23 protein-coding genes are annotated in these 24,347 nt (G+C 60.7%); 13 read left to right on the top strand and 10 right to left on the bottom strand.

The window, feature by feature from the left end; translation table 11 throughout:
- Positions 1 to 68: 68 nt before the first annotated feature.
- The 3 genes from ACIOMR_RS00755 (at position 69) to ACIOMR_RS00745 (ending at position 7,025) form a co-directional block, all read left to right on the top strand.
- On the top strand, positions 69 to 2,537 hold the full coding sequence (locus ACIOMR_RS00755) for a TonB-dependent siderophore receptor (RefSeq protein WP_401191656.1): 2,469 nt from the start codon (positions 69 to 71) through the stop codon (positions 2,535 to 2,537).
- Positions 2,538 to 2,693: 156 nt separating this feature from the next.
- Positions 2,694 to 6,137, top strand: coding sequence for a hypothetical protein (locus ACIOMR_RS00750; protein ID WP_214498876.1), 3,444 nt, complete (start codon positions 2,694 to 2,696; stop codon positions 6,135 to 6,137).
- Positions 6,138 to 6,200: 63 nt separating this feature from the next.
- A complete protein-coding gene (locus ACIOMR_RS00745) occupies positions 6,201 to 7,025 on the top strand; it encodes an AraC family transcriptional regulator (protein ID WP_003207444.1) in 825 nt (274 codons plus the stop codon).
- Between the two features lies 1 nt (position 7,026).
- Here ACIOMR_RS00745 and ACIOMR_RS00740 read toward each other — a convergent pair whose 3' ends face one another.
- Positions 7,027 to 7,614 (bottom strand): LysE family translocator, encoded by a 588-nt coding sequence (locus ACIOMR_RS00740; RefSeq protein ID WP_003207442.1) that lies wholly within the window; start codon positions 7,612 to 7,614, stop codon positions 7,027 to 7,029.
- 288 nt (positions 7,615 to 7,902) lie between these two features.
- Between ACIOMR_RS00740 and ACIOMR_RS00735 the strand changes: the two genes are divergently transcribed.
- Complete coding sequence (locus tag ACIOMR_RS00735) at positions 7,903 to 8,745, top strand: alpha/beta fold hydrolase (RefSeq protein WP_134326405.1); 843 nt, start codon at positions 7,903 to 7,905, stop codon at positions 8,743 to 8,745.
- Positions 8,746 to 8,751: 6 nt separating this feature from the next.
- Here the strand turns inward: ACIOMR_RS00735 and ACIOMR_RS00730 are convergent, their stop codons facing one another.
- On the bottom strand, positions 8,752 to 9,462 hold the full coding sequence (locus ACIOMR_RS00730; protein WP_003207438.1) for a FadR/GntR family transcriptional regulator: 711 nt from the start codon (positions 9,460 to 9,462) through the stop codon (positions 8,752 to 8,754).
- A gap of 287 nt (positions 9,463 to 9,749) precedes the next feature.
- Here ACIOMR_RS00730 and ACIOMR_RS00725 point away from each other — a divergent pair, with 287 nt between their 5' ends.
- Positions 9,750 to 11,099 carry an MFS transporter gene (locus ACIOMR_RS00725; protein WP_008435222.1) on the top strand — a complete coding sequence of 450 codons (1,350 nt, stop codon included), beginning with the start codon at positions 9,750 to 9,752 and terminating at the stop codon, positions 11,097 to 11,099.
- A gap of 10 nt (positions 11,100 to 11,109) precedes the next feature.
- Entirely contained in the window at positions 11,110 to 12,459 is a 1,350-nt protein-coding gene (gudD, locus tag ACIOMR_RS00720; RefSeq protein WP_003207434.1) for a glucarate dehydratase, read from the top strand.
- Positions 12,460 to 12,461: 2 nt separating this feature from the next.
- Here the strand turns inward: gudD and ACIOMR_RS00715 are convergent, their stop codons facing one another.
- Positions 12,462 to 13,349, bottom strand: coding sequence for an NAD(P)/FAD-dependent oxidoreductase (locus tag ACIOMR_RS00715; RefSeq protein WP_401191649.1), 888 nt, complete (start codon positions 13,347 to 13,349; stop codon positions 12,462 to 12,464).
- Between the two features lie 144 nt (positions 13,350 to 13,493).
- On the opposite strand from ACIOMR_RS00715, the gene ACIOMR_RS00710 reads away from it, so the two are divergent.
- Positions 13,494 to 13,943 carry an Rrf2 family transcriptional regulator gene (locus ACIOMR_RS00710; RefSeq protein WP_008435227.1) on the top strand — a complete coding sequence of 150 codons (450 nt, stop codon included), beginning with the start codon at positions 13,494 to 13,496 and terminating at the stop codon, positions 13,941 to 13,943.
- Between the two features lie 13 nt (positions 13,944 to 13,956).
- Here ACIOMR_RS00710 and ACIOMR_RS00705 read toward each other — a convergent pair whose 3' ends face one another.
- On the bottom strand, positions 13,957 to 14,574 hold the full coding sequence (locus ACIOMR_RS00705) for a TetR/AcrR family transcriptional regulator (protein WP_032899370.1): 618 nt from the start codon (positions 14,572 to 14,574) through the stop codon (positions 13,957 to 13,959).
- Positions 14,575 to 14,719: 145 nt separating this feature from the next.
- Between ACIOMR_RS00705 and ACIOMR_RS00700 the strand changes: the two genes are divergently transcribed.
- Positions 14,720 to 15,160, top strand: a complete 441-nt coding sequence (locus tag ACIOMR_RS00700; RefSeq protein ID WP_008435232.1) for a hotdog fold domain-containing protein — start codon at positions 14,720 to 14,722, stop codon at positions 15,158 to 15,160.
- A gap of 356 nt (positions 15,161 to 15,516) precedes the next feature.
- Here the strand turns inward: ACIOMR_RS00700 and ACIOMR_RS00695 are convergent, their stop codons facing one another.
- Both ACIOMR_RS00695 and nudK read right to left on the bottom strand, forming a co-directional pair.
- Complete coding sequence (locus ACIOMR_RS00695) at positions 15,517 to 16,719, bottom strand: lipase family protein (protein WP_173883053.1); 1,203 nt, start codon at positions 16,717 to 16,719, stop codon at positions 15,517 to 15,519.
- Positions 16,719 to 17,306, bottom strand: a complete 588-nt coding sequence (gene nudK, locus ACIOMR_RS00690; protein ID WP_087692406.1) for a GDP-mannose pyrophosphatase NudK — start codon at positions 17,304 to 17,306, stop codon at positions 16,719 to 16,721. The genes ACIOMR_RS00695 and nudK overlap by 1 nt, the downstream gene beginning before the upstream one ends.
- A gap of 82 nt (positions 17,307 to 17,388) precedes the next feature.
- Here nudK and ACIOMR_RS00685 point away from each other — a divergent pair, with 82 nt between their 5' ends.
- Positions 17,389 to 18,144: a DeoR/GlpR family DNA-binding transcription regulator gene (locus tag ACIOMR_RS00685; protein ID WP_102606259.1), complete on the top strand. Its 756-nt coding sequence runs from the start codon at positions 17,389 to 17,391 to the stop codon at positions 18,142 to 18,144.
- A gap of 3 nt (positions 18,145 to 18,147) precedes the next feature.
- On the opposite strand, the gene ACIOMR_RS00680 is transcribed toward ACIOMR_RS00685, so the two are convergent.
- On the bottom strand, positions 18,148 to 18,993 hold the full coding sequence (locus ACIOMR_RS00680; protein WP_401191643.1) for an SDR family NAD(P)-dependent oxidoreductase: 846 nt from the start codon (positions 18,991 to 18,993) through the stop codon (positions 18,148 to 18,150).
- Positions 18,994 to 19,124: 131 nt separating this feature from the next.
- Here ACIOMR_RS00680 and ACIOMR_RS00675 point away from each other — a divergent pair, with 131 nt between their 5' ends.
- The 3 genes from ACIOMR_RS00675 (at position 19,125) to ACIOMR_RS00665 (ending at position 22,239) form a co-directional block, all read left to right on the top strand.
- Entirely contained in the window at positions 19,125 to 20,012 is an 888-nt protein-coding gene (locus ACIOMR_RS00675) for a LysR family transcriptional regulator (RefSeq protein ID WP_401191640.1), read from the top strand.
- Positions 20,013 to 20,110: 98 nt separating this feature from the next.
- Positions 20,111 to 21,052, top strand: a complete 942-nt coding sequence (locus ACIOMR_RS00670; RefSeq protein WP_003207412.1) for an alpha/beta hydrolase — start codon at positions 20,111 to 20,113, stop codon at positions 21,050 to 21,052.
- A 398-nt stretch (positions 21,053 to 21,450) separates the two neighbouring features.
- Entirely contained in the window at positions 21,451 to 22,239 is a 789-nt protein-coding gene (locus ACIOMR_RS00665; RefSeq protein WP_003207411.1) for a DeoR/GlpR family DNA-binding transcription regulator, read from the top strand.
- On the opposite strand, the gene ACIOMR_RS00660 is transcribed toward ACIOMR_RS00665, so the two are convergent.
- From ACIOMR_RS00660 to ACIOMR_RS00650, 3 genes are read right to left on the bottom strand one after another with little or no spacing between them, the layout of a single operon-like run.
- A complete protein-coding gene (locus tag ACIOMR_RS00660) occupies positions 22,197 to 22,955 on the bottom strand; it encodes a DUF72 domain-containing protein (protein ID WP_401191636.1) in 759 nt (252 codons plus the stop codon). The two genes, ACIOMR_RS00665 and ACIOMR_RS00660, sit on opposite strands and share 43 nt — an antisense overlap.
- Positions 22,955 to 23,386 carry a hypothetical protein gene (locus ACIOMR_RS00655; protein WP_003207407.1) on the bottom strand — a complete coding sequence of 144 codons (432 nt, stop codon included), beginning with the start codon at positions 23,384 to 23,386 and terminating at the stop codon, positions 22,955 to 22,957. The genes ACIOMR_RS00660 and ACIOMR_RS00655 overlap by 1 nt, the downstream gene beginning before the upstream one ends.
- A 15-nt stretch (positions 23,387 to 23,401) precedes the next feature.
- A complete protein-coding gene (locus tag ACIOMR_RS00650; RefSeq protein ID WP_177019971.1) occupies positions 23,402 to 23,626 on the bottom strand; it encodes a hypothetical protein in 225 nt (74 codons plus the stop codon).
- 197 nt (positions 23,627 to 23,823) lie between these two features.
- On the opposite strand from ACIOMR_RS00650, the gene ACIOMR_RS00645 reads away from it, so the two are divergent.
- Positions 23,824 to 24,327 (top strand): DUF4142 domain-containing protein, encoded by a 504-nt coding sequence (locus tag ACIOMR_RS00645; RefSeq protein WP_003207404.1) that lies wholly within the window; start codon positions 23,824 to 23,826, stop codon positions 24,325 to 24,327.
- The last annotated feature ends 20 nt before the right edge of the window (positions 24,328 to 24,347 follow it).

The raw sequence follows: 24,347 nt of genomic DNA, 5'->3' as shown, positions 1-24,347 counted from the left end.
AAAACTCGTTCGGTAAACCCTGCAGATGCTTTCAATTCGCCGATCGATTTGATCCAAAGGGAATATTCATGTCGCAACCCGTTCGCTTCACTTTGCGCCCGCTGGCGCTGGCCGTTACTGCTACCTTGTTGTGCCTGGGCGCGCTCGACGCGCAAGCCGCCGAGTCGCCGTCGACTCAGGAAACGGCCCGCCACTACACCATCGCCGCGGGTTCGTTGGTCAACGTGCTGAACAGCTTCGCCGAACAGTCCGGGATCTTTTTCGCCGGCCACAACAGCCTGGCCAGCGGCAAAACCAGCCCGGGCCTAAACGGCAGCTACACCCCCGCCAGCGGTTTGCAACGGCTGTTGCAAGGCAGCGGCTTGCAGGCCGTGCCCCAGGGCAACAACGGCTACGTGCTGGAGTTGGTCCCGGCCAACACCGGCGCCCTGGAACTGGGCGCCACCACCATCTCCGGCGAAGGCCTGGGCGCCACCACCGAAGATACGCACTCCTACACCACCGGCGCCATGGCTTCGGCCACCGGCCTGGCGCTGTCGATGCGCGAGACGCCGCAGTCGGTAACAGTGATCACCCGCCAACAAATGGACGACCAAGGTTCCACCAGCATCGCCGACACCCTGCGCCGTGCACCGGGCGTGAGCGTGCAGAATTACGACAGCGAACGCTGGGAGTTTTCCAGCCGCGGCCTGCCGATCACCAACTTCCAGTACGACGGGGTCAACTCCACCTACGACGGCGTGTATGACTACGGCACCACCAGCACCGACATGGCGGTGTATGACCGCCTGGAAATCATCAAGGGCTCAGCCGGCCTGATGTCCGGCTCCGGCGATCCTTCGGCCACGGTCAACCTGATTCGCAAAAAGCCCACCCGGGATTTCAAGGCCTCGGTCACGCAGACCTTCGGCTCGTGGGACAACTACCGCACCGAAGGCGATATTTCCGGGCCTTTGACCGACTCCGGCAACGTGCGCGGGCGCTTCGTCGGCGTGTATCAGGATCGCCAGTCGTACCTGGACCACTACCAGAACACCAAGGATATCGCCTACGGCATCCTCGAAGCCGACCTGACGCCGGACACCCTGCTGACCTTCGGCATCGACCAGCAGGACACCCGCTCCCGTGGCGCCAGCTGGACCGGCTTCCCGATGTACTTCAGCAACGGTTCACGCACCGACTTCTCGCGGTCCTTCAACCCGGCCGCCGACTGGAGCCGTCGCGACTTCCAGAACCAGACCCTGTTTGCCTCGGTGGAACAAAAGCTCGCGAACGACTGGTCGCTGAAAGTCAGCCTTGACCGCAAGCGCAGCCAGCACGATACCCTGCTCGCCTCCGCCAGCGGCGGCAACCCGGACCCGGTCACGGGCGACGGGATGTACATGTTCATGGGCAAATACAAGGGTGACCAGGTGCAAAACACCCTGGACATCAACCTCAATGGCCCCTTCAGCCTGTTCGGGCGCGAGCATGAATTGATCATGGGCTTCATGGCCACCCGCTCGAAGCAGGACGTGCCGGTGTACGGCTCGATCTACCCGCCCGTGGGCGGCAGCATTTACGACTGGCGCGGCGAATACCCGAAGCCTGACATTCCCCGCAGCGGCCAGAACGACATCGTGCAACGCCAGACCGGCGCGTACCTGGCCACGCGCTTGAAACCCACCGATGACCTGTCGGTGATCCTTGGCACCCGCGTCAGCAACTTCAGCGGCACCGACAACACCGACTTCTACGACCCGACCAAGGCCGACAACCGTTTCACCTACCGCCAGACCGGCGTCGTCACGCCCTATGCCGGTATCGTCTACGACCTGAATGACATCTGGTCGGTGTACACCAGCTACACCAAGATCTACAAACCGCAAAACAGCAAGGACGCCGACCGCAAACTGCTCGATCCGATTGAAGGCGACACCTACGAAGCCGGGCTCAAGGCAGCATTTTTCGACGGCCGCCTGAACGCCAGCTTTGCCGCATTCCGCATCGAACAGGACAACGTTGCGCAGTACGTTTCCGGGTTTGAGACCGACTCGGTGTATCGACCGATTGCCGGCGCCACCACCAAGGGCTTTGAAGTCGAACTGGCCGGTGAAGTGCTGGACGGCTGGAACGTATCGGCGGGCTACACCTACCAGCACAGCCGTGACGCCAACGGCGATTACGTCTACGGCTCTGTGCTGCAAACCACCACGCCCCAGCAAGTGGTGCGGTTGTTCAACACCTATCGCCTGCCCGGCGCCCTGGAGAACCTGACCGTGGGTGGCGGCGTGAATTGGCAGAGCGAGTTCTTCGGCAATGTGTTCCAGCCCGATCCCAACGACTCGGTGAATTTCGGCCACAACTCACGCATTACCCAGGACAGCTACTTCCTGGTGGACGTGATGGCGCGCTACCGCTTCAACGAGCACCTGAGCACCACGTTGAACGTGAAGAACCTGTTCGACAAAAAGTACTACACCGGCCTGGGCAACTTCGGTACCGGTTTCTACGGCGAGCCGCGCAGCCTGCAATTGGCGACCCGCTGGGATTTTTGAGCCCAAACGCCAGACTGCCGTAGCGCCCGCAACGGCAGTCGACTCGGGCTACACCCCGTCAGGAAGGTACGTCTTTTGTTCTGGCCCGGCCCATCCGACGATGCAGGCTCCGGTCGCCCATAGCACGTGGGCGACCTTGCACAGAGCCTGAACGCCATGGATGACTTACCCTTTCTGTCCCACCTGTTGAAGAATATTTCTCCCTCCGCCCTGGACCTGATCAAGCACCAGGCATTGCGCCTCAAGGACGATCAAGTGCTGATCGCCGAACTGATCGCCGGTTTGATCAGACTGGTTGCCCAAGGCACCACCCCGGCAACCGACCCCATCTTGATCAGCGTGCCGGAAAATACCATGCTCGGTCGCTGGGTGCGGCTCTTCTGCGACGCCATCGGCCGCCCGGCCTTCCGTGAGTGGGCCTCACGCCATGACCTGGAACTGGCGAGCCTGGTGTTTCGGGGCGGCGATCTGCAGGCCACGATCCTGGAAGGCACGGTCAAAACACCGTACACCTTCACCCTGGACAAAGACTCTGATTGGTGGCGCGTCGCGAATCCGATCCTGGAGGTGGTGCAGATTATCGATACGGTCAACGCCGGCTTGCCATTCATGGAAAACCTCGTCGAACCTCATTCGAGGACACTGCCTCTGAACCTGGTATTGCCCTTCTATGGCTACCCGGTACCGACCAATCATTTGCAGGCTCAGGTGATTCTCGAAGAGATCCATACCCTCGACACGCTGCCCGGTGTCGATGAAAGCGGGCGGCTCAAATCCACCCTGCGCAAGCGCTTGACCGAAGAGCAGCGGGATTACCAACAACTGGCCGATGCGCTGCAGACGCTCCTGGAACAAAGTACAAACGGCAGCCCGCCTTTCGATTGGCTGCAGCTCTACCTGCAACGATGCACGCTGGACTCGGACTCAATGTTGTCGAGCACCTTAAAGTACGCGGCACAGCTGCTTTACGCCGTGACGCAGGGAGAAGAGTTCGCGAGCCTCAACCCTGCCAGTCAAGGCGCTGCCCCCACTTACCGCTATTCCGTCGACCAAAAAGTAGTGATCGCCGTGACCGACGGCCGCGAGGCCAATACCTCACCTCTGGATCGCTCCAACAACTCAGCGCTGAATCAGCAATGGGATGAGCTGGAGCGCCTGGCCAATCTCGCCCATACCGACATATTGCCGGACGCCAGCCTCAGCCTGGCCGCGCTGATGACGGTGTATCGGCTACCCCGTCCTGCCAGTGCAGGGGACGTTCAGGTCCTGGTGGAACAACTGCGCGCCACCAGCGCAGCGACGTTTCCCTATGTCAGCTCGGCCGCCCACTCGTTGGTGGCCGTCAGCAAACACATGCGCCATATCGCAGTCCTCAATGACCGTTACACCATGCAAGCAGCACTCAAGTCGATCACCCTCGATACGCAGCTCACTAGCACCCTGGACATGACGTTCAACCTGGCGGCTGACTCGCCCTTTGCCACTCTGGTGGACAAAGGGGCGCAACTGCTCGCAGGTTTGCGCCAGGAATCGGCCTTTCAACGCGTGAGCGCCACCCGCCAATTCAACCTTGCCCGGGTGTATGTACTGAACGCGGACGGCGAACTCAGTGGTTACGCGCTGGACGATGCGCCCAAGGTACTCACCCGTGCGGACACACCGCTTTCAAGCCTGACCTCGATGGCCGAACCCCTGTTGGAACTGGCCCGCCAATCCGGCGGGCGCATCAGCACCAATGGCCAGGTCAGCTTGCGCCAGTTACTCAACCTCTACCAGATGGCGCTACCGGCTACCCGTGACGAAGCCCATGCCACGGCACGCATCCTGCGCATCCCGACAACCAAACAGCCACGCCACGGCAACTACTGGCGGGCATTGCAGGTGATGCCACTGCTGGCGGCGCAACGCAAACAGGTGCTGCAGACCGTCGCCGCCTTCCTGCCCAACCAGGACGTAAAACTGTTCGACTACCTGAGCGAAACAATCGTCGGCGAAAAAAACCGTGACCAGGTGCGCGCCGAGGCTGATCTGCTGCTGCACCAACTATTGGCATCGCCCCCGGCCCAGGCACTGGCCGCGCGGCTATCGGAAACCGTGGGCTGGTACGGTGAACACGCCAGCGCTGCAAACACCCGTGCCAGCAGAAACGCACTGTTGTTTGCCGCACTGATTCTCAGCCTGGACGCGAATGCTGGTAAGCAGCGGGCCACTGTCGCCGGCTATGACCTGACCGATTCCTACAACTGGGGCCTGACCTTCCATGAAGTCCGTAACGCCGTAGAAGCCATGGTCCAGTTCAAGGTCCTGCGCACCAGCGCCGTACCCATGGCCGCGCACCTGTTGCTGGCGGGCATCGCCCCGGAATTCCTGGTGCGGGACATCCCTGATGAGGTGTCGTACATGAGTTCCCATACCTGGGTACATTTCAAGCAATACGTGGACCTGATCGAAGCTGAAACACCGGGTGCATCACGGGCCATGCGCTTCACCGACTTCATGGCGGTGATCTACTTCATCATGCCCTCCCGCCGGGTTCGCCGAGGCAGTCTGCCGATCGTCGACTGGGCCGTGGCCAACGGAGTACTGGCCAAAAACGTTGATGGGCACAGTACCACGCAGAAGAATCGCGCCATTGCCGCGTTGAACGAGCAGCTCAACCAGTTGCAGATCAGTTCCGAGTTGAAGAAGAACGGGCATACCAGCCTGTATGAAATAGCCTTGCAGGATCTTCAGCGGGTGTTTGCCGGTAGCACCGATCTGGAGCGAATGGTCATACAATGGCAGGCCAGGCCTGGTAACCGCTCGGAGCCGGATATCGCCGCCAATACCGCCGTTTCCCTGGTTCAGTTGCACATGGCAGGCAAGCTGACCAAAGGCACAACGCAATGGCGCTCGACCCTCAAGGACGTTGATTTCGCCAGCATGGCGTCACGGTTCGATGAGTTGGGGTCAATCCATTCCACTTTCGCGGCCGAGTTCGAGAAGCGCTACACGGCGGTGCGCGCCGCGCTGCTACAGTCGATCGTGTATTGGATGTCACAACTGCCCCTGCTTAGCCGTAAAGGCATGGAATATGGCAGCCTGGAATTCCATCGCCTGCAAACGTCACGCACCAGTGCTGGCGGGCAGACATCGGGCATCGGGAGATTCGGGGTGCTGGTGTTGTGCAGGTACGCCGGCGACAAGCGCTTCTACGAATTTCTCCCAAAGCAACTGAAGGTTGCCCCATTACCGGGCCTGACCCTGCAAATATTCGAACAGGCCCTGCGCACCGGCAATACCCAAGGCAGCCCGCTGCCGATCGATTGGTCAGCGTACGCGCGCGGCACCATTCCCAACGGGCAGCAACACGCGACGGTCATTGCCCAACGTTTTGCCGAGCTGCCTGCCGTCTATGGGCCGGGCCCTGTGGTACCCAACACCTTCACCTCGCCACGCAGCCTGGCCATTGCCAGCATCGTGATTGACCAGCACTTGCTGGTAGGCGCCGATGAGGCGCGAGCGGCGGCGAAGCAACCCCTTTCCCTGGCAGACGCCATCAACGGCGTAGATCCGCGGATCGGCTTCCTGCGCAGAATGGAACCCGAAACCATGAAATGAAACGTTGCAGGCCGGTTTCTGTGTAATCATTCACTGCATTGTTTCCCGGTGAGGCTTGTAGTGATGCGATCGCCCCTCGAACCGACTGCCCCGTCCTTCTGGCGCGACGAACGCCTGCCGTTCATTGAGGCTCGCACCATCGCCGACGGGCGGAAGGTCTGCTACACCCGCCACGCCCACGAGCACTTTTCCATCGGCGCGATCACGGCCGGGCAGAGCCTGTACATCCATGGGGCATCGACCTTCAAGATCAGCACCGGCACCGTGGTCTTGATGAATCCCGGGGATGTCCACGCCTGCAACCCCATTGATGATCTGCCCTGGTCCTATCACATGCTGTATATCGATACGGCCTGGCTGACCGACCTGCAGCACCAGTTGGGTTTCAGCAAGGACCAGGATTTTCGACCGTTCACCGCCACCCACACCACGGATGTCGCGCTGTACCGCGGGCTGAACGAGCTGTATGAGGTGCTGGTGGACAACCACGCCGAACACCTGCACAAGCAGAGTGCGGTGGTGAGTTTTTTCACCGAGGTGCAACAACGCCTCAACCCGTCGGAGACCCCGGTGCGCGAGGTCAATCACAAGCTGGAGCGGGCCGCCGACTATATCCGCGAACATTGCACCGAGGCCCTGAAGCTCGAAGACATTTGCCAGGCGGCTGAACTGTCGCCGTCGTACCTGATTCGTGCGTTCAAGCAGTATTACGGCATGACGCCCCACGCATTCCTGGTCAATCGCCGTATTCAGTTTGCCCGCACCCAGTTGCGCAGCGGCCAGTTGATCGCCGACGTCGCACTGGCGGCCGGCTTTTCTGATCAGGCGCATTTCCAGCGCACGTTCAAACAGCACCTGGCGGCGACGCCCGGGCAATATCGCGGCTGAATCAGGCCAGCAGCAGATACCCCACGCTGGCCACCAACAAGGCGGCCATCGAGCGATTGAACAGGCGCATGCCCTGGGGATTGCTCAGGTAGCGGCGCAGGAACGTCCCGGCGTACGCCCAGCACGCCACCGACAAGTAGCAAATTACCAGGTAGATCGTCGCAAACAGCCAGACTTGCTGCGCATCGCCATCGGCGACAAACAGCCCCATGCCTGCCACACACGCCAGCCAGGCCTTGGGGTTGAGCCATTGCATGATCGCCCCATAGAGCATCGACGGCGCCGCGGCCGTGCCTTCAGCGTCCAGGCGCCCATCGTCCACTGCCAGCTTCCAGGCCATGTACAACAGGAACGCCACCCCGCCCCATTGAATCAGTTGGGTCAGCAGCGGCCAGCGCACCAGCACCTCATGCAGCCCCAGGCCAATCAGCACCAGCAGCAAGGTGAATCCCAACGCGGCTCCAGCCACGTGCTTTTGACTGGCGGCAAACCCAAAGCGCGCCCCCGAACTGATGGCCACCACATTCACCGGTCCCGGCGTGATGGAGGTGGCCAAAGCAAAAGCGGCCATGGAAATGATCAAGCTCATTGCAGTTCCTTGTTGTTGTGCAGGTATGAGCTGAACCTTAAGGGGAGGACGGATCGCGGTATTGAAGAAAATGCCCCTGCCGGGAATGACCGAAAAAACCATCAGTTGAAACCCTTAGCCCACCCGCTGCAAAAGACAAATTTATTCCATTGATATAACTGTATTTTTCTCTTTCCAAAGGGCGTTTTTGATAGGAAAAAATGCGTGTTTCCCAAGGTAGGCACGGTGCTAGAGTCGAGCGCACATCTGGCCGGATGACCTCAACCTGCTCACAAAAAAGGAATCGTCATGTCACGTCGCTTATTGGCAGCTGCCTGCCTGTTGCTGTCCCTCTCCGGGGTTCAGGCCGCGGAACGCTGGGAAACCCTTCCGCCCACCCCGGCGCCGATTGCGGGGGCCAAGACCGGCTATGCCGCCGTCAATGGCATCAAGGTCTACTACACCAAGACCGGGCATGGTTCGCCGGTCATCCTGCTGCACGGTGGCCTGTCCAATTCCGATTACTGGGGCAACCAGGTCAAGGCGCTGGCCGCCAAACACACGGTCATCAGCCTCGACAGCCGTGGCCACGGGCGCAGTTCCCGGGACGAGAACCCCTTCGGTTACGACTTGATGGCCGATGACGTGGTCGCCGTACTCGACAGTCTGAAAATCCCCCGCGCCGATATCGTCGGCTGGAGCGACGGCGCAATCATCGGTATAGATCTCGCCCTGCGCCACCCCGACCGTATCGGCAAGGTGTTCGCCTTTGCCGCCAACACCCAGACGTCCGGGGTCAAGGATGGCGTAGAGAAAAACCCGACCTTCGCCGCCTTCATCGAACGCGCCGGCCAGGAGTACGCCAGGCACTCGCCGACGCCAAAAGAGTACGACGCCTTCGTCGAGCAGATCAGCCATATGTGGGCCAGCCAACCCAACTGGACCGACGCGCAACTGGCGTCCATCAAGACTCCGATCCTGATTGTCGACGGCGACCACGATGAGGCGATCAAGCGAGAACACACCGAATACATCGCGGCGACCATTCCGGGAGCGGGCCTGCTGATTCTGCCGAACACCAGCCACTTCGCATTCCTGCAGGACCCGACGCTGTTCAATGCCGCGCTGCTGGACTTCCTGGACAGCAAATAGCCCCGCCTACTCTCCTGTCATCCGCTCCAGGCTGTTGCTCAAGTGCAACAGCATGGCGGCCCGGGCCGCGTCCGGGTCCTGGCGGCGGATGGCTTTCAGGATCGCCTCGTGCTCAAGGTTCGCCAGGCGCCCCAGCGCCATCAGGTCCGCGTCGCCGCGTTCCTCGGCATTGATCCGGGTGCGTGGGATTACCGAGTGGCCCAGGTGATAAATCACGTCGGTGAAATAGGTATTGCCGGTGGCCTGGGCGATCAGGCGATGGAAGCGCACGTCAGGCTCAACGGCACTGTCGTTGTTGGCCAGCGAGTCCTGGTAATCATCCAGTGCCTGGCGCATCTGCTGCAGTTGTTCATCGGTACGGCGCAAGGCTGCCAGGGCGGCTGCCTGGGTTTCCAGGCCCATGCGCAGTTCAAGAATGCCGCGCACGCTGGCGGCGGTGTCGTGGGTCAGGTGCAGGCCGTGGCGCTCGTCGCGCTCCAGCACAAAGGTGCCGACACCGTGGCGGGTTTCCACCAGCCCGGCGGCCTGCAATTTGGAAAGCGCTTCGCGCACCACCGTGCGGCTGACGCCGTACTCGCCCACGATGGCCGACTCCGACGGCAGCTTTTCACCCGGCGCCATCTGCCCCAGGAGAATCTGCTGGGTCAGCGCGGTGACGATGTCGTGGGCAAGGCCCGGGGAGCGCTTGCGATGAGGTGCCGAGCTGGGGTTTTGCATCAGGAATTCCGTTCTGGGGCGCCTGGCAATACTAGCATTCTTAGACGAGCCAACTTGTATGACAACAAACAAATACCTGTAGGAGCGAGCCTGCTCGCGAAAAAACCCGTCGCAGCGCAAACATTGCACCAAACCTCGTAATCGTTGACGATTTTCGCGAGCAAGCTCGCTCCTACAGAGGGTTGCCATCTCTGAAATTGCAGTTGTATGATGTCTATCAAGTTGTCAGACATCTCTGACAACCCAAATACGTCCCCGCACAACAATAATCAGTGGGAGTTTGACCCGTGACCCCTTCCAGCCCTGCGACAGCTGCGCCTGCCACCGACCCGGTCCTGGCCCGCGCGATCAAGAAGGTGAAGAGCCATGTGCTCCCACTGTTCGTGATCATGTTCATCGTCAACTACATCGACCGCGTCAACATCGGCTTTGTGCGTACCCATATGGAGCACGACCTGGGCATTGGTGCGGCCGCCTACGGCTTCGGCGCCGGGTTGTTTTTCATCGGCTACGCGCTGTTCGAAGTGCCGTCCAACATGCTCCTGCAAAAAGTCGGCGCGCGCATCTGGCTGACTCGCATCATGTTCACCTGGGGCATCACCGCCACATTGATGGCCTTTATCCAGAACGAAACCCACTTCTACATCCTGCGCTTTCTGCTGGGCGTGGCCGAAGCGGGCTTCTTTCCCGGGGTGATCTACTACTTCACCCGCTGGTTGCCCGGCGTCGAACGCGGCAAGGCGATTGCAATCTTCCTCAGCGGCTCGGCCCTCGCCTCGCTGATCTCCGGCCCCTTGTCCGGCGTGCTGCTGCAAATCACCGGGCTGGGCCTGCATGGCTGGCAGTGGATGTACATCATCGAAGGCATGGCGTCGGTGCTGCTGTGCTTTTTCGTGTGGTTCTGGCTGGACTCCAAACCCCACGACGCCAAGTGGCTCAGCCTTGAAGAAAAGGATGCGCTGGTGGGCGAGATCGACCGCGAACAGCGCGAGCGTGACGCCGCCACCACGGTCAAGCCGACCCTGGGCAAGCTGCTCAAGGACCGTCAGATCATGCTGTTCTGCGCCCTGTATTTCTGCATCCAGCTGACGATCTATGCCGCCACTTTCTGGTTGCCGAGCATCATCAAAAAGATGGGCGACCTGAGCGACATCCAGGTGGGTTTCTACAACTCCATCCCGTGGTTGATCTCGATCATCGCGATGTACGCCTTCGCGGCACTGGCAGGCAAATTCAAGTTCCAACAAGCATGGGTCGCTGCGGCACTGTTGATCGCCGCCGTCGGCATGTTCCTCTCCACGACCGGCGGGCCGATCTTTGCCTTTATCGCCATCTGCTTCGCGGCGATCGGCTTCAAGTCGGCGTCCTCGCTGTTCTGGCCGATTCCCCAGGGTTACCTGGATGCACGCATCGCCGCAGCGGTGATCGCATTGATCAACTCCATCGGCAACCTCGGCGGGTTTGTCGCGCCCACCACCTTTGGTTTCCTGGAACAGACCACCGGCTCGATCCAGGGCGGTTTGTATGGCCTGGCGGGCACTTCGATCCTTGCGGCCATCCTGGTGTTTTTCGCCAGGACACTGCCCGGCCCGACCACCAGCAGCGTGCTGCAACCCGCACCCGTCTTGAGCAAATAAGGACTACACGATGAACACAGAACACCAGCACCACGCCAACAGCGCCCCGGTCGTTACCGGCCTGCAAGTCATCCCGGTGGCCGGCCACGACAGCATGCTGCTCAACCTCAGCGGCGCCCACGGGCCGTTTTTCACGCGCAATATCGTGATCCTTACCGACAGCGCCGGCCGTACCGGCGTCGGTGAGGTACCCGGCGGGGAACGCATCCGCGAGACCCTGGAAGACGCCCGCAGCCTGGTGATCGGCAAGCCCATCGGCCAGTACCAGAGCATCCTCAATGCCATGCGCCAGACCTTCGCTGCGCGGGATTCGGCGGGCCGGGGTTTGCAGACGTTTGACCTGCGCATCACCATCCATGCCGTCACGGCGATGGAAGCGGCACTCCTGGATTTGCTCGGCCAATTCCTCGAAGTCCCGGTGGCGGCCCTTCTCGGCGAAGGCCAGCAGCGCGACGCGGTGAAGATGCTCGGCTACCTGTTCTACATCGGTGATCGCCAGCAGACCGACCTGGCCTATCGCAGTGAAGACGATGCCGAAGACTGGTTCCGCCTGCGTCATGAACAGGCCATGACGCCCGAAGCCATCGTGCGTCTGGCAGAGGCGGCCAAGGCGCAGTACGGCTTCAATGACTTCAAGCTCAAAGGCGGCGTACTGCGCGGCGGCGACGAAATCGAGGCGGTGACTGCACTGGCCGAACGCTTCCCCGATGCGCGCATTACCCTGGACCCCAACGGCGCCTGGTCACTCAAAGAAGCCATCGCCCTGTGCCGCGACCAGCATCATGTGCTGGCCTATGCCGAAGACCCTTGCGGCGCGGAAAACGGTTACTCCGGGCGCGAAGTCATGGCCGAATTCCGCCGTGCCACCGGGCTGCCCACCGCCACCAACATGATCGCCACCGACTGGCGGGAAATGGGGCATGCGATCCAGTTGCAGTCCGTGGATATTCCCCTGGCCGACCCGCACTTCTGGACCATGCAGGGCTCGGTGCGCGTGGCGCAGATGTGCCACGAATGGGGCCTGACCTGGGGCTCGCACTCCAATAATCACTTCGACATTTCCCTGGCGATGTTCACCCAGGTGGCCGCCGCCGCGCCGGGGGAAATCACGGCCATCGACACCCACTGGATCTGGCAGGACGGCCAGCGGCTGACCAAGGCTCCGCTGAAGATTGTCGACGGCCATATCAAGGTGCCGGCCAAACCGGGCCTGGGCGTGGACATCGACATGGACGCCGTGGCCCACGCCCATGAACTGTACAAAGGCATGGGCCTGGGTGCGCGCAATGACAGCGTGGCGATGCAGTTCATGATTCCGGGCTGGACGTTCGATAACAAGCGGCCGTGCCTGGTGCGCTGACCTCAGCTGAAGATCATCGAAAAGTGCGCGCCCACCCCGGCGCGCACACCCTCGCCGACCGCCAGCGCCACCGAGCCGCCGGCCAGGTTGGCATCGCCGCAGGCAAACACACCGGGCACGGTGGTCTGGCGCGTCTCGTTGGTCAGCAGGTAGGGCCCGGTCGGCCCTTCGACAAACTCACAGCCCAACTGCTCAGCCAATGGGCTGGCCATGCGCGTACGGGACAGGGTGAAAATACCGTCCAGCGCGATCATCCGCCCGTCTGTCAATTCCACATCCGCCCGCTCACCGACAATCCGCCGCACCGCAGAGCTTTCGACGCTGACCCCACGCCGATCCAGTTGCGCCTGCTGCTCGGCATCCGGCACAAATGCGCCGTTGGTAAACAGCGTGGTGGTGCCCCAGTCCGGCAGCAGCATCGCGTGATGCATGGCCAGCGGCGACGTCGCCAGCACGCCGATGCGGCCTTGATCCAGTTCATAGCCGTGGCAATACGGGCAATGGAACACATGCTTGCCCCAGCGCTCCTTCAACCCCTCGACCTCGGGTAACTCATCCACCACGCCGGTAGCGAGAATCAAGCGCTTAGCGTTGAACTCACCCTTGCAACGGGTTCGCACCACGAAGCCATCCTGGTTTCGAGTCGCTTCAACGGCGGTGTCCTGCACCCAGGTCACCGTCGGATATTCCATCAACTGCCCTCGCCCTTCGGCAGCGATCAGCTCCGGCGGCTGGCCATCCTGGCTGAGGAAACCGTGGGACGTGGCCGCAAACCGGTTGCGCCGCTGCCCGGCGTCAACCACCAGCACCTTGCGCCGAGCCCGCGCCAGTTGCAGCCCGGCAGACATTCCGGCGTAGCTGCCGCCGACGATAATAACGTCGTAAACCATGAAGATGACCTCTCTGGTGGCCCTTGCATCGGTTGCCGGGCACTCACGACACACCATAAGTTACATAAAAATACCTCGTCAAGCGTCTCGCAACTCCAATCGTTACGAACGATACTTTCGGGCAGGAACTCCAGAGGCTTGCAGATGAGAAACGACACCCGGCTTTCGCGCATGCTCCATGTGCTGATCCACATGGGCCGCCACGAGGAACGCGCCACCTCGGAGACCATCGCGCAGATGCTTGGTACCAACGCGGTGGTGGTACGCCGCACCCTGGGCCTGCTCAAGGAGAAAGGTTATGTGCGTTCGGAAAAAGGCCATCAGGGCGGCTGGATGCTGGGCAAGCCGCTGAGTGAAATCACCCTGCTGGACATCCACAATGCCCTTGGCACGTCGTCGATCTTTGCCGTCGGCCTGTCCACCGATCATCCGCAATGCCTGGTGGAACAGGCCGTCAATGCGGCGCTGAACCAGGCGTTTGACGATGCCCAGGCGTTGCTGCTGCAGCGTTTGGGAGAGGTGACGCTGGCACAGTTGGCGGATGATTTTGACGAGCGCTATCGGGTGGCGATAACGCCCGCACCCTGTGCGTGATGCACGCGACGCCCTAAGCGCCACCCACCGAGCGCCACGCTGCCTCGGCCAGGGTTTCCCGGTACACCCGAGGGCTGCTGGCCGAGCGCCCGGCCAGCCAGGCACGGCAGTAGCTGTCGGCCTGGCCGATGATCAGTGATGGCAAGAGTTCGGCGGGCACCTGGCTGAGCTGATCACCCCGTCCAGGCAGCACCATCCACTCCTTCAGCAACGCGTTGCGCGCCTGGTTGCGGCTTTCCAGTTCAGCGGCGAACGGGCCCTTGGTCACCGCGAAATGCGCGTGGTACTGGAAGCGCGCCCACTGCGGTTCGCTGTCCACCCAATCGACATAGCTGTGGACCAGTGCGTACACCCCCTCCTTCGCCGTTTTGGCCGATTCAAGGTAGCGCCCACGCAATTCGGCCTGATCCTCCAGCGCGGTAAAAAACAGCGCGGCGACCAGGCCTTCCTTGTTGCCGAAGTGATGATAAATGGCGCCGACGCTGGTATCGCAGCGCGCGCGGATCATCTCGATAGTGGTGGCTTCAAGGCCCTGCTCGTTGAACAGGTCCAGGGCTGCCTTGAAGATATCGCGTTTCAATTCGGCCCTTCGGCCAGGGAAGCAACGCTGAAGCAGATCCGGGGTTTGCATGCTGAACAGGAACTCAGTCAGTGAAGAAGAACAAGCCCGGGCAGCTTGACAGATTTCCCATGGGCAGAATACTGTTCCGTTACAGAACATTATTCTGTAACGGAACAATATTCCGTAAAATTCATTTAATCAGCGAGGCAGCACCATGAGTCAGGCCCTGAGCATGTTCAACAGCGTTGGCCCCGAAGCGTTCAGCAAACTGGCGTGCCAGATGGCGCCCTACTTCAGCACCATCAATCCGTTGATGACCCAGTTGCGTCCGGGGTTTGCCTCGGTGGAAGTGCCGTTCAGCAAGGCCATCACCAACCACCTGGGCACCGTGCATGCCATTGCCATGTGCAACGCTGCGGAGTTGGCGGCGGGTACCATGACGGACGTTTCCGTGCCGGCGGGTGCGCGGTGGATTCCCAAGGGGATGACGGTGGAGTATCTGGCCAAGGCCAAGAGCAGCGTGACGGCGACGGCCAATGGCGAAGGTATCGACTGGCAAACGGCGGGTGACAAGGTGGTGCCGGTGGAGATGCTGGATGCGGAGGGGAAATTGGTGTTTACCGCGCGGATTATTATGAATGTGAAATTGGGGTGATGGGGTTGGGGGCATATCCGTTGCTGCGGTTATGGCCGCTATCGGGTTGCGCTCTCACAGCGGCCTACCAGCCGACTTGAGTGGGGTGAAGCAACCGCAAAATCAAAGGCGGACACGGTCCAAATGTGGGAGCGGGCTTGCTCGCGAAGGTCGTTAACGATGACGTGGGTATCCTGATTCAACGTGGCGCTCTCAGGTTTTTCGCGAGCAAGCCCGCTCCCACATAAAGCGGCGGAGGCAGCTCCCTTTACTTACTTTGGGTTGGGCCGGCATTCCGGCTTTTCCAAAGTGACTCGCTGTAAGAGCGAAACCATAAGTCGCCGTTACCCAAATAACGGATATACCCCCCAAAAAAGCTACCCCCCACAATTCCCACCAATCACCTCCCCCGCAAACGCCTTACGCACAAACGGCGTCGAGTCCACGAGCGAACCATTGACCGTAGCGGAGTGATCCAGCTCAGGATAAAAATGCCATTCAATCCGGTCCCCGACCTTGCACGCATCCCTGACCAGCGCCTTTTGCCCCGGCACAAACACATCCTGATCCCGCCCCCCCGTACCGACAAAAACCGGAATATCCGTCTTCAATGTCGGATACGCCGACTCACGATAAACCTTGTCGAGCGCCTCTTTCGGCGACCGCTTGAAACTGTCATTGAAGCTGAGCCCATCAGCCATCACCCGCTGCTCAATGGCATGCAAACAATCCCGCCGGCTGCTCTCAAACGCAGGCACTGCACGCTCGCTCAAGTAATCCGCAGCCACAAACCCAGGATCAAACAACGTGACAGTACTCAGCCGCAGCAAGTTATAGGCAAAGGTCGGCACCACCGAACTGCGGGCCTTTTCCAACTCGGCACTGTCTCCCGTTTTATGGGTGGCCGCGTAAGGCGTACCGGTCGCCACCACCCCCACGATATCCAACTCGGGCGCATAGTCTTTCGCATAGACCGCCGTGGCAAACGCAGCACGGCCACCCTGTGACTGCCCAAACACCACCACACGTTTGGAGAGTTCGAAACCACCCGCCCCTACCGCGCGAATGCTGTCGAGCACCCCATAGGCCAGCGGACTGGTCAGCCCATACGGATGCAGGCCAGGCGTCCCAAGCCCCTGGTAATCGGTAGCGACAATCGCGTAGCCCTGAGCCAGCCAATAATTGAGATAGCGCGTATCCCGCGGGCTGCGACCGGCGAACGACGGCGCGCAGATATCGGCACTCCCCACCGTGCCGTGGGCCCACGCCATCAGGGGCCAGCCACCCGGCGGCGGTGTGCCCTTGGGCAGGAACAGCGCACCGGAAACGACAATCCGTTTATGGGTATCGAGACCGTCGGTGGACGTGTACAGGATGCGAATATTCTGCCCCGCCTCGGCCAGGCTTTGCTTTTCGGTCAACGGCTCGCTGCGCAGCATCCGCCCGGGTGACGCGGGCACCTTGTCCGCCCAGGTATAGAACGCGGGAACACCACCATCACCGACGGGTGTTTGCGCAGCGCTCACACCACTGCATCCCGCCAGCAACACCGCCAGCGCAAGCGATAACCGACGCGACATCACCAGCCCTCTTTCAACATCCGCAATTCAAGGTACTGCAACAACATGATGGTCTTGCCGTCGACGATCTCGGCACTGTCCACCATGGCCAGGGCCTCCTCGAATCCCAACTCCAGCACTTCGATATCCTCACCTTCATCCTCCAGCCCGCCGCCATCACTGACTCGGTCGCCAGGCTGATATTCGCCGATGAAAAAGTGAATGCGCTCGGTCACCGAGCCCGGGCTCATGAAGGCCGAATAGATCTTTTCTACATGGCCCACACGGTAGCCCGTCTCTTCTTCCGCCTCCAGGCGAATGCGTTCCTCGGGGCTGGCGTTGTCCAGCAGGCCGGCGGCAGACTCGATCAGGTAACCGTGGTAGCCGTTAACGTAGGTAGGCATGCGGAACTGGCGAATCAGCAACACCGTGCGCCGCTCGCGGTTGTACAGCAGGATCGTCGCGCCATTGCCCCGGTCATAGATCTCCCGGGTCTGGGACTGCCAACTGCCGTCGCGGCGGCGCAGGTCAAAGGTGTACTTTTTCAGCACATACCAATTATCCGAGAGCAGTTCTTCGGCGTGGATGCGGACGGGACTGTTTTCCATGGCAGGACCTTTTTGTCTTGTGTTATTCAGCATGTCGTGCAAAATCGTGCACAGTCAAGAAAAAACGTGCAGGAAGCTTCCGATGCTGACCCAACAACGTAAACAACACCTGCTGGATACGCTGCACCGCGACGGCCGGCTGATTGCCAAGGAGTTGAGCCAGGCACTGGAGGTTTCCGAGGACACGATACGGCGTGACCTGCGGGAAATGGCCAAGGAAGGTTTGCTGCTGCGGGTGCACGGCGGCGCCTTGCCGGCATCCCCCGCGATGGCTGATTTTTCGGTACGGGAACACTTGGTACCCGAGGAAAAAATCGCCATTGGCCGGACGGCTGCGCAACTTGTGCAGCCCGGCCAGGTGGTGTTTATCGATGGCGGTACCACGTGCCTGCAACTGGCCCATCACTTGCCGGCGGACCTGAATGCCACCGTGGTCACCCACAGCCCGTCGATTGCCATGGCCCTGGTGGATCATCCGCAGATTGAAGTGATCATGCTCGGCGGGCGGCTGTTTCGCCACTCACTGGTGGGGGTGGGGGCGGCCACGCTGGAGGCCATCGGCCGGGTCAATGCCGACCTGTATTTCATGGGGGTGTGCAGCGTGCACCCGAATGCCGGCCTGTCTACCGGCGATTATGAAGAGGCAGTGGTCAAGCGCGCGTTGTGTCACGCGGCCGCAGAAACCATCGTGCTGGCCACCTCGGAAAAGCTCAACACCGCGTCGCCCTACCAGGTGGTGGAGCTGGCACACGTCAGCGCGATCGTCGCATTGGCCAGTACGCCGCGTGCCCTGCTGCAACCCTATGAAGCTCAGGGCCTGACGCTTTACCTGGCGTGACCGTCAACAGTCCTTGATGGCTTGCCATAACGCGGCGACTTGCGCAGCGTCCGAGGCGTTGACCCGCGCCAGGTCAACCGGATACTCGACCCCCGGATTTTCAGCGAACCGCGTGGCGGTGAACTGACCGTTGCTGGCACGCAGGATATAGCCGCTGTCCTGGCACGCAGCCGAAGCCAGGAAGATCACCCCAGGCGTGACCCATTCCGGCTTGAGGTTGTGCGGCTCGCCGGTCACGCCCCACATGCGGGTCTTGGCCACGGGTGAGATGGCATTGACCAGGATCCCGGCCTCCGCCCCTTCCCCGCTCAAGGCATTCATGATCCCCAGTTGCGCCATCTTACCCGCGCTGTAGGCCGCAAGGCCCGGCTGGACGTAGCGCGTATACATCGCACGGTCGGAGGTGGTCAGCACAATGCGGGGTGCGGCAGATCGCGTGAGGTGCTGCCACGCGTGTTTGCACAGCCAGATCGGTGCATAGACATTGACGTCCATGGCCCGCCGGATGAAAGCCTCGTCGGCGGCCTCGATGGGCTGATAGCCGACCCAGCCAGCATTGTGGATCAGGATATCGAGCTGCCCGAAATGCGTGATGGCGCACTCGATCAGCGCTCCACACCCCGCTTCGCCGGACAGGTCACCCGCGTGGCCAACCACCCGCAGGCCTTCACCCTGCAGCGCCAGCGCGGCCGCCTGTACCACCTGGGGATCAGCCCCATCGCCGAGGGTGTCGGCACCGATATCACTGATTACCACCTGCGCGCCGAGTCGCGCCAACTCGCGCGCATAGCTGAACCCCAAGCCACGGGCGGCACCGGTCACGATTGCGGTTTTACCTGTAAAGTCCATCGTCGCGTTCTCCTGATAGGCACTCCACCCTAACAACCCGTGGCCGTCCTGTTTAATACTGAAAAACAGCGATATTGATACCTGCGCCGTATCAAGCCCCACACCGCCATCTACCTGAAGGAACAGCCCAGATGATCGAAACCCGCCTGTTGCGCCAGTTCGTTGCCGTTGCCGAAGCGCTGCACTTTCACCAGGCCGCGGAGCGCCTGCATATGGCGCAGCCAGCGTTGAGCCAGGCGATCAATCGCCTGGAGGCAAAGTTGGGGTTTGCCCTGCTGCAGCGTGACCGTCGTGGCGTGAAGCTGCTGCCAGCCGGGGCGGCGTTTCTTCAGACGGCCTACACCGTCCTCGGGCAATTGCAGCAAGGCATTGAGCAAGCCCGGCAGGTGTCCCAGGGAACCGCCGGCACACTCACCATCACCTCGGTGTCGATCACCGGCTATCCGTGGTTGCTGGATACCCTCAGGCAGTTTCGCCTGGCGTTCCCCAGGGTTCAGTTGGTGATCAAGGAAATGCCCTCTGCCAACCAGGCCAAGGCCTTGTTGAGTGGTGATACCGATATCGCTTTTTTGCGCTACCTGCCAGGCCAGGCAGATAACATCGAATCCCGGCTGCTGCTGGATGAACCGATCCTGCTGGCGCTGCCCGCAGACCATCCGAATGCGGATGACGCCGCTATCGAGCTGAAGGACTTTGCCGGCGCCGATTTTGTGTTCACGCCCCAGGCATTGGGCAGTGGCTATCACCACCAGTTGATCGCTTTATGCGAGGCCGCGGGCTTCTCTCCAAGGGTGGTCCAGGAAGCCGATCAATTACCCACCCTGATTGGCCTGGTGGCGTGCGGGTTTGGTGTGGCGCTGGTGCCGCAGTCCATTGCCCGTTCGATGCCCCGTGACAAAGTGGCGTTTGTGCCCCTCACCGCCGCGTCCTCCAGCATCGGGCTCTACCTCAACTGGAACACCGACAATCCTTCGCCCTTGGCCGGGCACTTCTTTTCTCTGCTGGATGAGGCGATGTAATACTTTGCAAGCAATGTCCGGTGACGACCGTCTGAATATTTCCTGCGCGGCCAGGGCATCTGTTAAAACCCGTGCTTCGCCTGTGTCCTGGAACCTTCATGTCTTCACGTTTTCTGTCCCGTCTCGGCCTGCGCTGGTTTCCCCTGCTGTGCATGGCCGCCCTGATCATCGGCCTGCCCGTGGGTTGCGCCGTGCTGCAACACAAGGAGCGCGAGTTGCTGTTTCGCGTGGAGCCAGGCACTGCCAGCTGGTACAGCGGGTTGCCGCGTGATGTGCAGGAATTCGACCTGAAACCCGCGAGTTTCAAGGCAGGGCAGAATATTCATGGCTGGTGGTGGCCAGCGGCACAGAAGGACGCGCCGGCAATTCTCTACCTGCACGGCGTGCGCTGGAACCTCACTGGCCAACTGTTTCGCATCGAACAGCTGCGGGCCCTGGGCTTTTCCGTACTGGCCATCGACTACCGCGGCTTCGGCCAGAGTCGAGGCGACCTGCCGTCGGAAACCAGCGTGTACGAAGACGCGCGCATTGCCTGGGAACGCTTCCAGGTGCTGCAACCCGATCCTGCCAAGCGCCTCATCTACGGGCACTCCCTGGGTGGCGCGGTGGCCATCGACCTCGCGGTGGAACTGGGCAAGCAGGCAGCGAACAATCAGGTGCCGCCGCCAGTGCGCGGACTGGTCATCGAGTCCACCTTTACCTCCCTGGCAGATGTGGCCACAGCAGTAGCCAATACGTCATTGCCGGTGCGCTGGCTGCTGTCGCAGAAGTTCGATTCCATTGACAAGATCGCTGATATCCACATGCCGCTGCTGGTGGTTCACGGGCTCGCCGATGCCTTCGTGCCACCGCGCTTCAGCCAGCAACTGTTTGACGCCGCCCAACAGCCGAAACACCTGTTGCTGGTACCCGGTGCCACTCATAACGACAGCATGCGACTGGCCGGCAGCAGTTATCGCCAGGCGTTGGACAGCCTGATGCAATCGAAGCGCGCCACTCAGGTTGCCGGGCCCTCCACCGGGCGCCCAAACGACTCGTAAATCTGCATTTCGGCACCGGTTTCGCCGGTGCCTGTCAAGGCGCAAAGCCTGCCCATACTGGCCATAAACAGTGACTGATCAAATATTAACCGCAGGTTAAATCGCCATACCCGCCGGGCTCAAGCGAAGTTATCCACAGAGATACCCACGGTTTTCGTGGACAACTCTTTTTACTTTTTTACGATTATTTTGCTCGGTAATGCCCTTCTGGAAAGCTTGGCGGCAGCAAAATCTCCTGCATCACTTCGCGAATCGAAACATGGGGTTCGGTACCGGACCGGGTGTGGTTTTTCCATGGTGCTCAGCTCACTCGGCAGGGCATCACCGACACCCCAACCCATTGCGTTTGCGCCTAATGCTGATTAATCTCGCATAAACACGCATCAACGAGCAAAAACATGCATAACACCCATGCTGCCATCGACCTGCCCTCCCTGCGCAAACAGAAAATCCTGTTGCTGCTGGAGCGCGACGGTAAAGTCACTGCCTCGGAGTTGGTGGAGCATTTCGCCGTTTCCCAGGACACCATTCGCCGCGACCTTGGCGAACTGGCCTCCGCCGGTCTGCTGCAACGCGTGCATGGAGGTGCGCTGCCACGGCCCAAGGACACCGGCAAGGATTTCTTCACCCGGTTTGGCGAAACCACCGCGACCAAACGCCACCTGGCGCAACTCGCCGCCGATCGCGTGGAGGACGGCCAGATCGTGCTGTTCGACTCCGGTACCACCACCCTGCAAATCGCCCAGTCACTACCGCATTCCATCAAGCTGACCGCCGTCACGCACTCACCGATGATTGCGATCGCGTTGTCCGAACATCCCAATGTGACGGTGATCCTTGCCGGTGGCCAACTCAACCCGGTGACCATGGCCGCCAGCGGGCATGAAGCATTGCGGCTGATCCAGGGCATCAAGGCCGACCTGCTGTTCACGGGTGTGTGCGCACTGCATCCACAGGTCGGTATCAGCTCGTTGCACTTCGAGGAAGTGGCGGTGAAACAGGCTATGCTCGACAGCGCCTCCCACGTGGTGGCAGTCACCCTGGCCGACAAGCTGGGCGCCGTGGAGCCATTTGTGGTGGCGCCGTGCAGCCGCATTCATACCCTGATTACCGAGTGGCACGTGCCGCCGGGCAGCGTCGAGGCTTATGAATGCCTGGGGCTGGAGGTGATGCAAGTGGATGCCTGAGGGGCAAGCATCGCTTGAAGGGCAAGCGCATCGACCAGCGCATGACCGCTGGCCGTATTATCGAAAATACACCAGCTCGGAATGCCCTCCTCCAGGGAGGCTCTCAATACCTCGGCCAGCGCGCACAAACGCTCGGTTTCGTAAGCGCTGTGATAAATACGCGGCGAACCATGCAGGCGCCAATAACGCACACCTTGCCAGCCTTTCGGTGCATCCCCATCAGCGATCACCGGCGGGTCGGCGGCGACCCGTCCTATCTGGTAATCCCGCAAAAGCCCGTCGGCCTGCACCCAGCTGGCGTGCCGTGGCTCAAGCACCACAGGCCCAGGGAAGCGTTGACGCAAGGCTGTGAAAAAGCCGCCGGCAATGATCGGGTCGTAGCTTAAAGAAGGCGGCAATTGCACCAGCAGGCAGCCCAGGCGGTCGCCCAATTGCAGGCACTGTGCAAGGAACTCATCCAATGCCGTATCGCAGTCACGCAGACGTAATTCATGGGTGATGTGCCGTGGCACCTTGACCGAAAAACCAAAGCCCGACGGCACTGACTGCGCCCATCGTGCGTAGGTCTGCGGGCGATGGGGGCGGTAGAAGGAGCTGTTGATTTCAACCGCATTCAAGCACGCGGCATAACGTTGCAGATGAGTGCCCTGCCGGGGAAATCTTGGCCATTGCTCACGAGGCAGGCTCCAACCTGCACAACCGAGAAAAATCGGCATCAGAACAACACCGACGCCGCATCCCTCATGAAAATCTCCACCGTCTTCGGCCCGACGCCCTCGAACGCATTCAAGCGTTTTTCAAACTCCCCACGGTCGGCACTGGCATCGTGGATATGGCTGATCCTGCCCGCGTACTCCGCATTCAACTTGCTGCTGAGGTCGAGCAGGCGTTGCGCGGTGCTTTCGTCGTAACGCACGTAATGCGCCTCACCGAGCATGGCCACCAGTTCGCGAGAGGTGCAGTGTTGCAGTTTGCGCGGGGTGTCCCGGCCATGCTTCACCACAATCACCTGATAGGCCTGCGCCGCGATCTGCGCCTGAATGCGCTTGCCCATCAGGAAGCTGGCGACAAACCACTTGAACAGTGCGTTGTCATCACCGGGCTTGAGCTCAATACCCAGTTCCCCGGCGCTGATGGATCGCCCCATGACTGCCTCCGTTCTTCACTGACCCAGCTTGCGCTCGGCCTTGGCGGCTTGCTCGTTGATCTGGTCGGTTTGCCGTTGTGTGTCCTTGATGGAGGTCGGCGTGATCACCTTATCAACGGTTTCAGTCTTGGGGTTTGGGCGCTGCAAGGAACTGTCCTTCTCGTCAAGCTGGCGACCTTTCTGCGCCTGTTCGGAGCTGATTGCATTGGGGGTTTTGTCAGTGGTTTTTTCAGTGCCCATGGTGATTCTCCTGCTGTTAAAAGATCAGGCTCCAGCGCGGAGCCGTTATGCAGCAGAGCCCATGATTTTTTGATAGTTCAAGGAAATTGCGTGGGCTGCGGCCCGGAGAAATAAGCGCAAATTAATTTAAACCTTTTGCTCAGGCACCCGCTCAACAGTCAGGTAACGGCATCGCGCCACTCTTCAGGAGAAGCATCATGAAGCACTTGCTGATGAAACAAATGGGACTGACCTTCGCGCTGGCCGCAGGCTCGATGGGTGTGGCCATGGCCGCCACTTCCAATGACTTCGTTGACGCCGCAGCCCAGGGCGGCATCACCGAAGTAGAAGCCGGCAAACTGGCGCTGGAAAAGAGCGGTGCCGCTGATATCAAGGCGTTTGCCCAGCACATGATCACAGACCACACCAAGGCCAACCAGGAGCTGACCGCCCTGGCGACGAAGCTCGACATCAAGGTGCCGGACGACGCCAGCCTGACCGACAAGGCCAAGAAAATGATCCTGGAAATCCGTGAAGAGTCCTTTGACAAGGCTTACGCCGACAACCAGGTAAAGGCCCACGAAGACACCGTGGCCCTGTTCAAAAAAGAAGCCGCCTCCTCGGATAACGCCGAACTGAAGGCTTTTGCCGAGAAGACCCTGCCGACTCTCGAAACCCATCTGAAGATGGCCAAGGAGTTGCAGTCCCAGCACGCCAATTAACCATTGACCCACTCAGGAGA

Source organism: Pseudomonas sp. NPDC087814 (genome assembly GCF_044742865.1).
Lineage (GTDB): Bacteria > Pseudomonadota > Gammaproteobacteria > Pseudomonadales > Pseudomonadaceae > Aquipseudomonas.
Note: the sequence above shows the minus strand (reverse complement) of the source record. Positions and strands in the feature narration are given on the sequence as shown.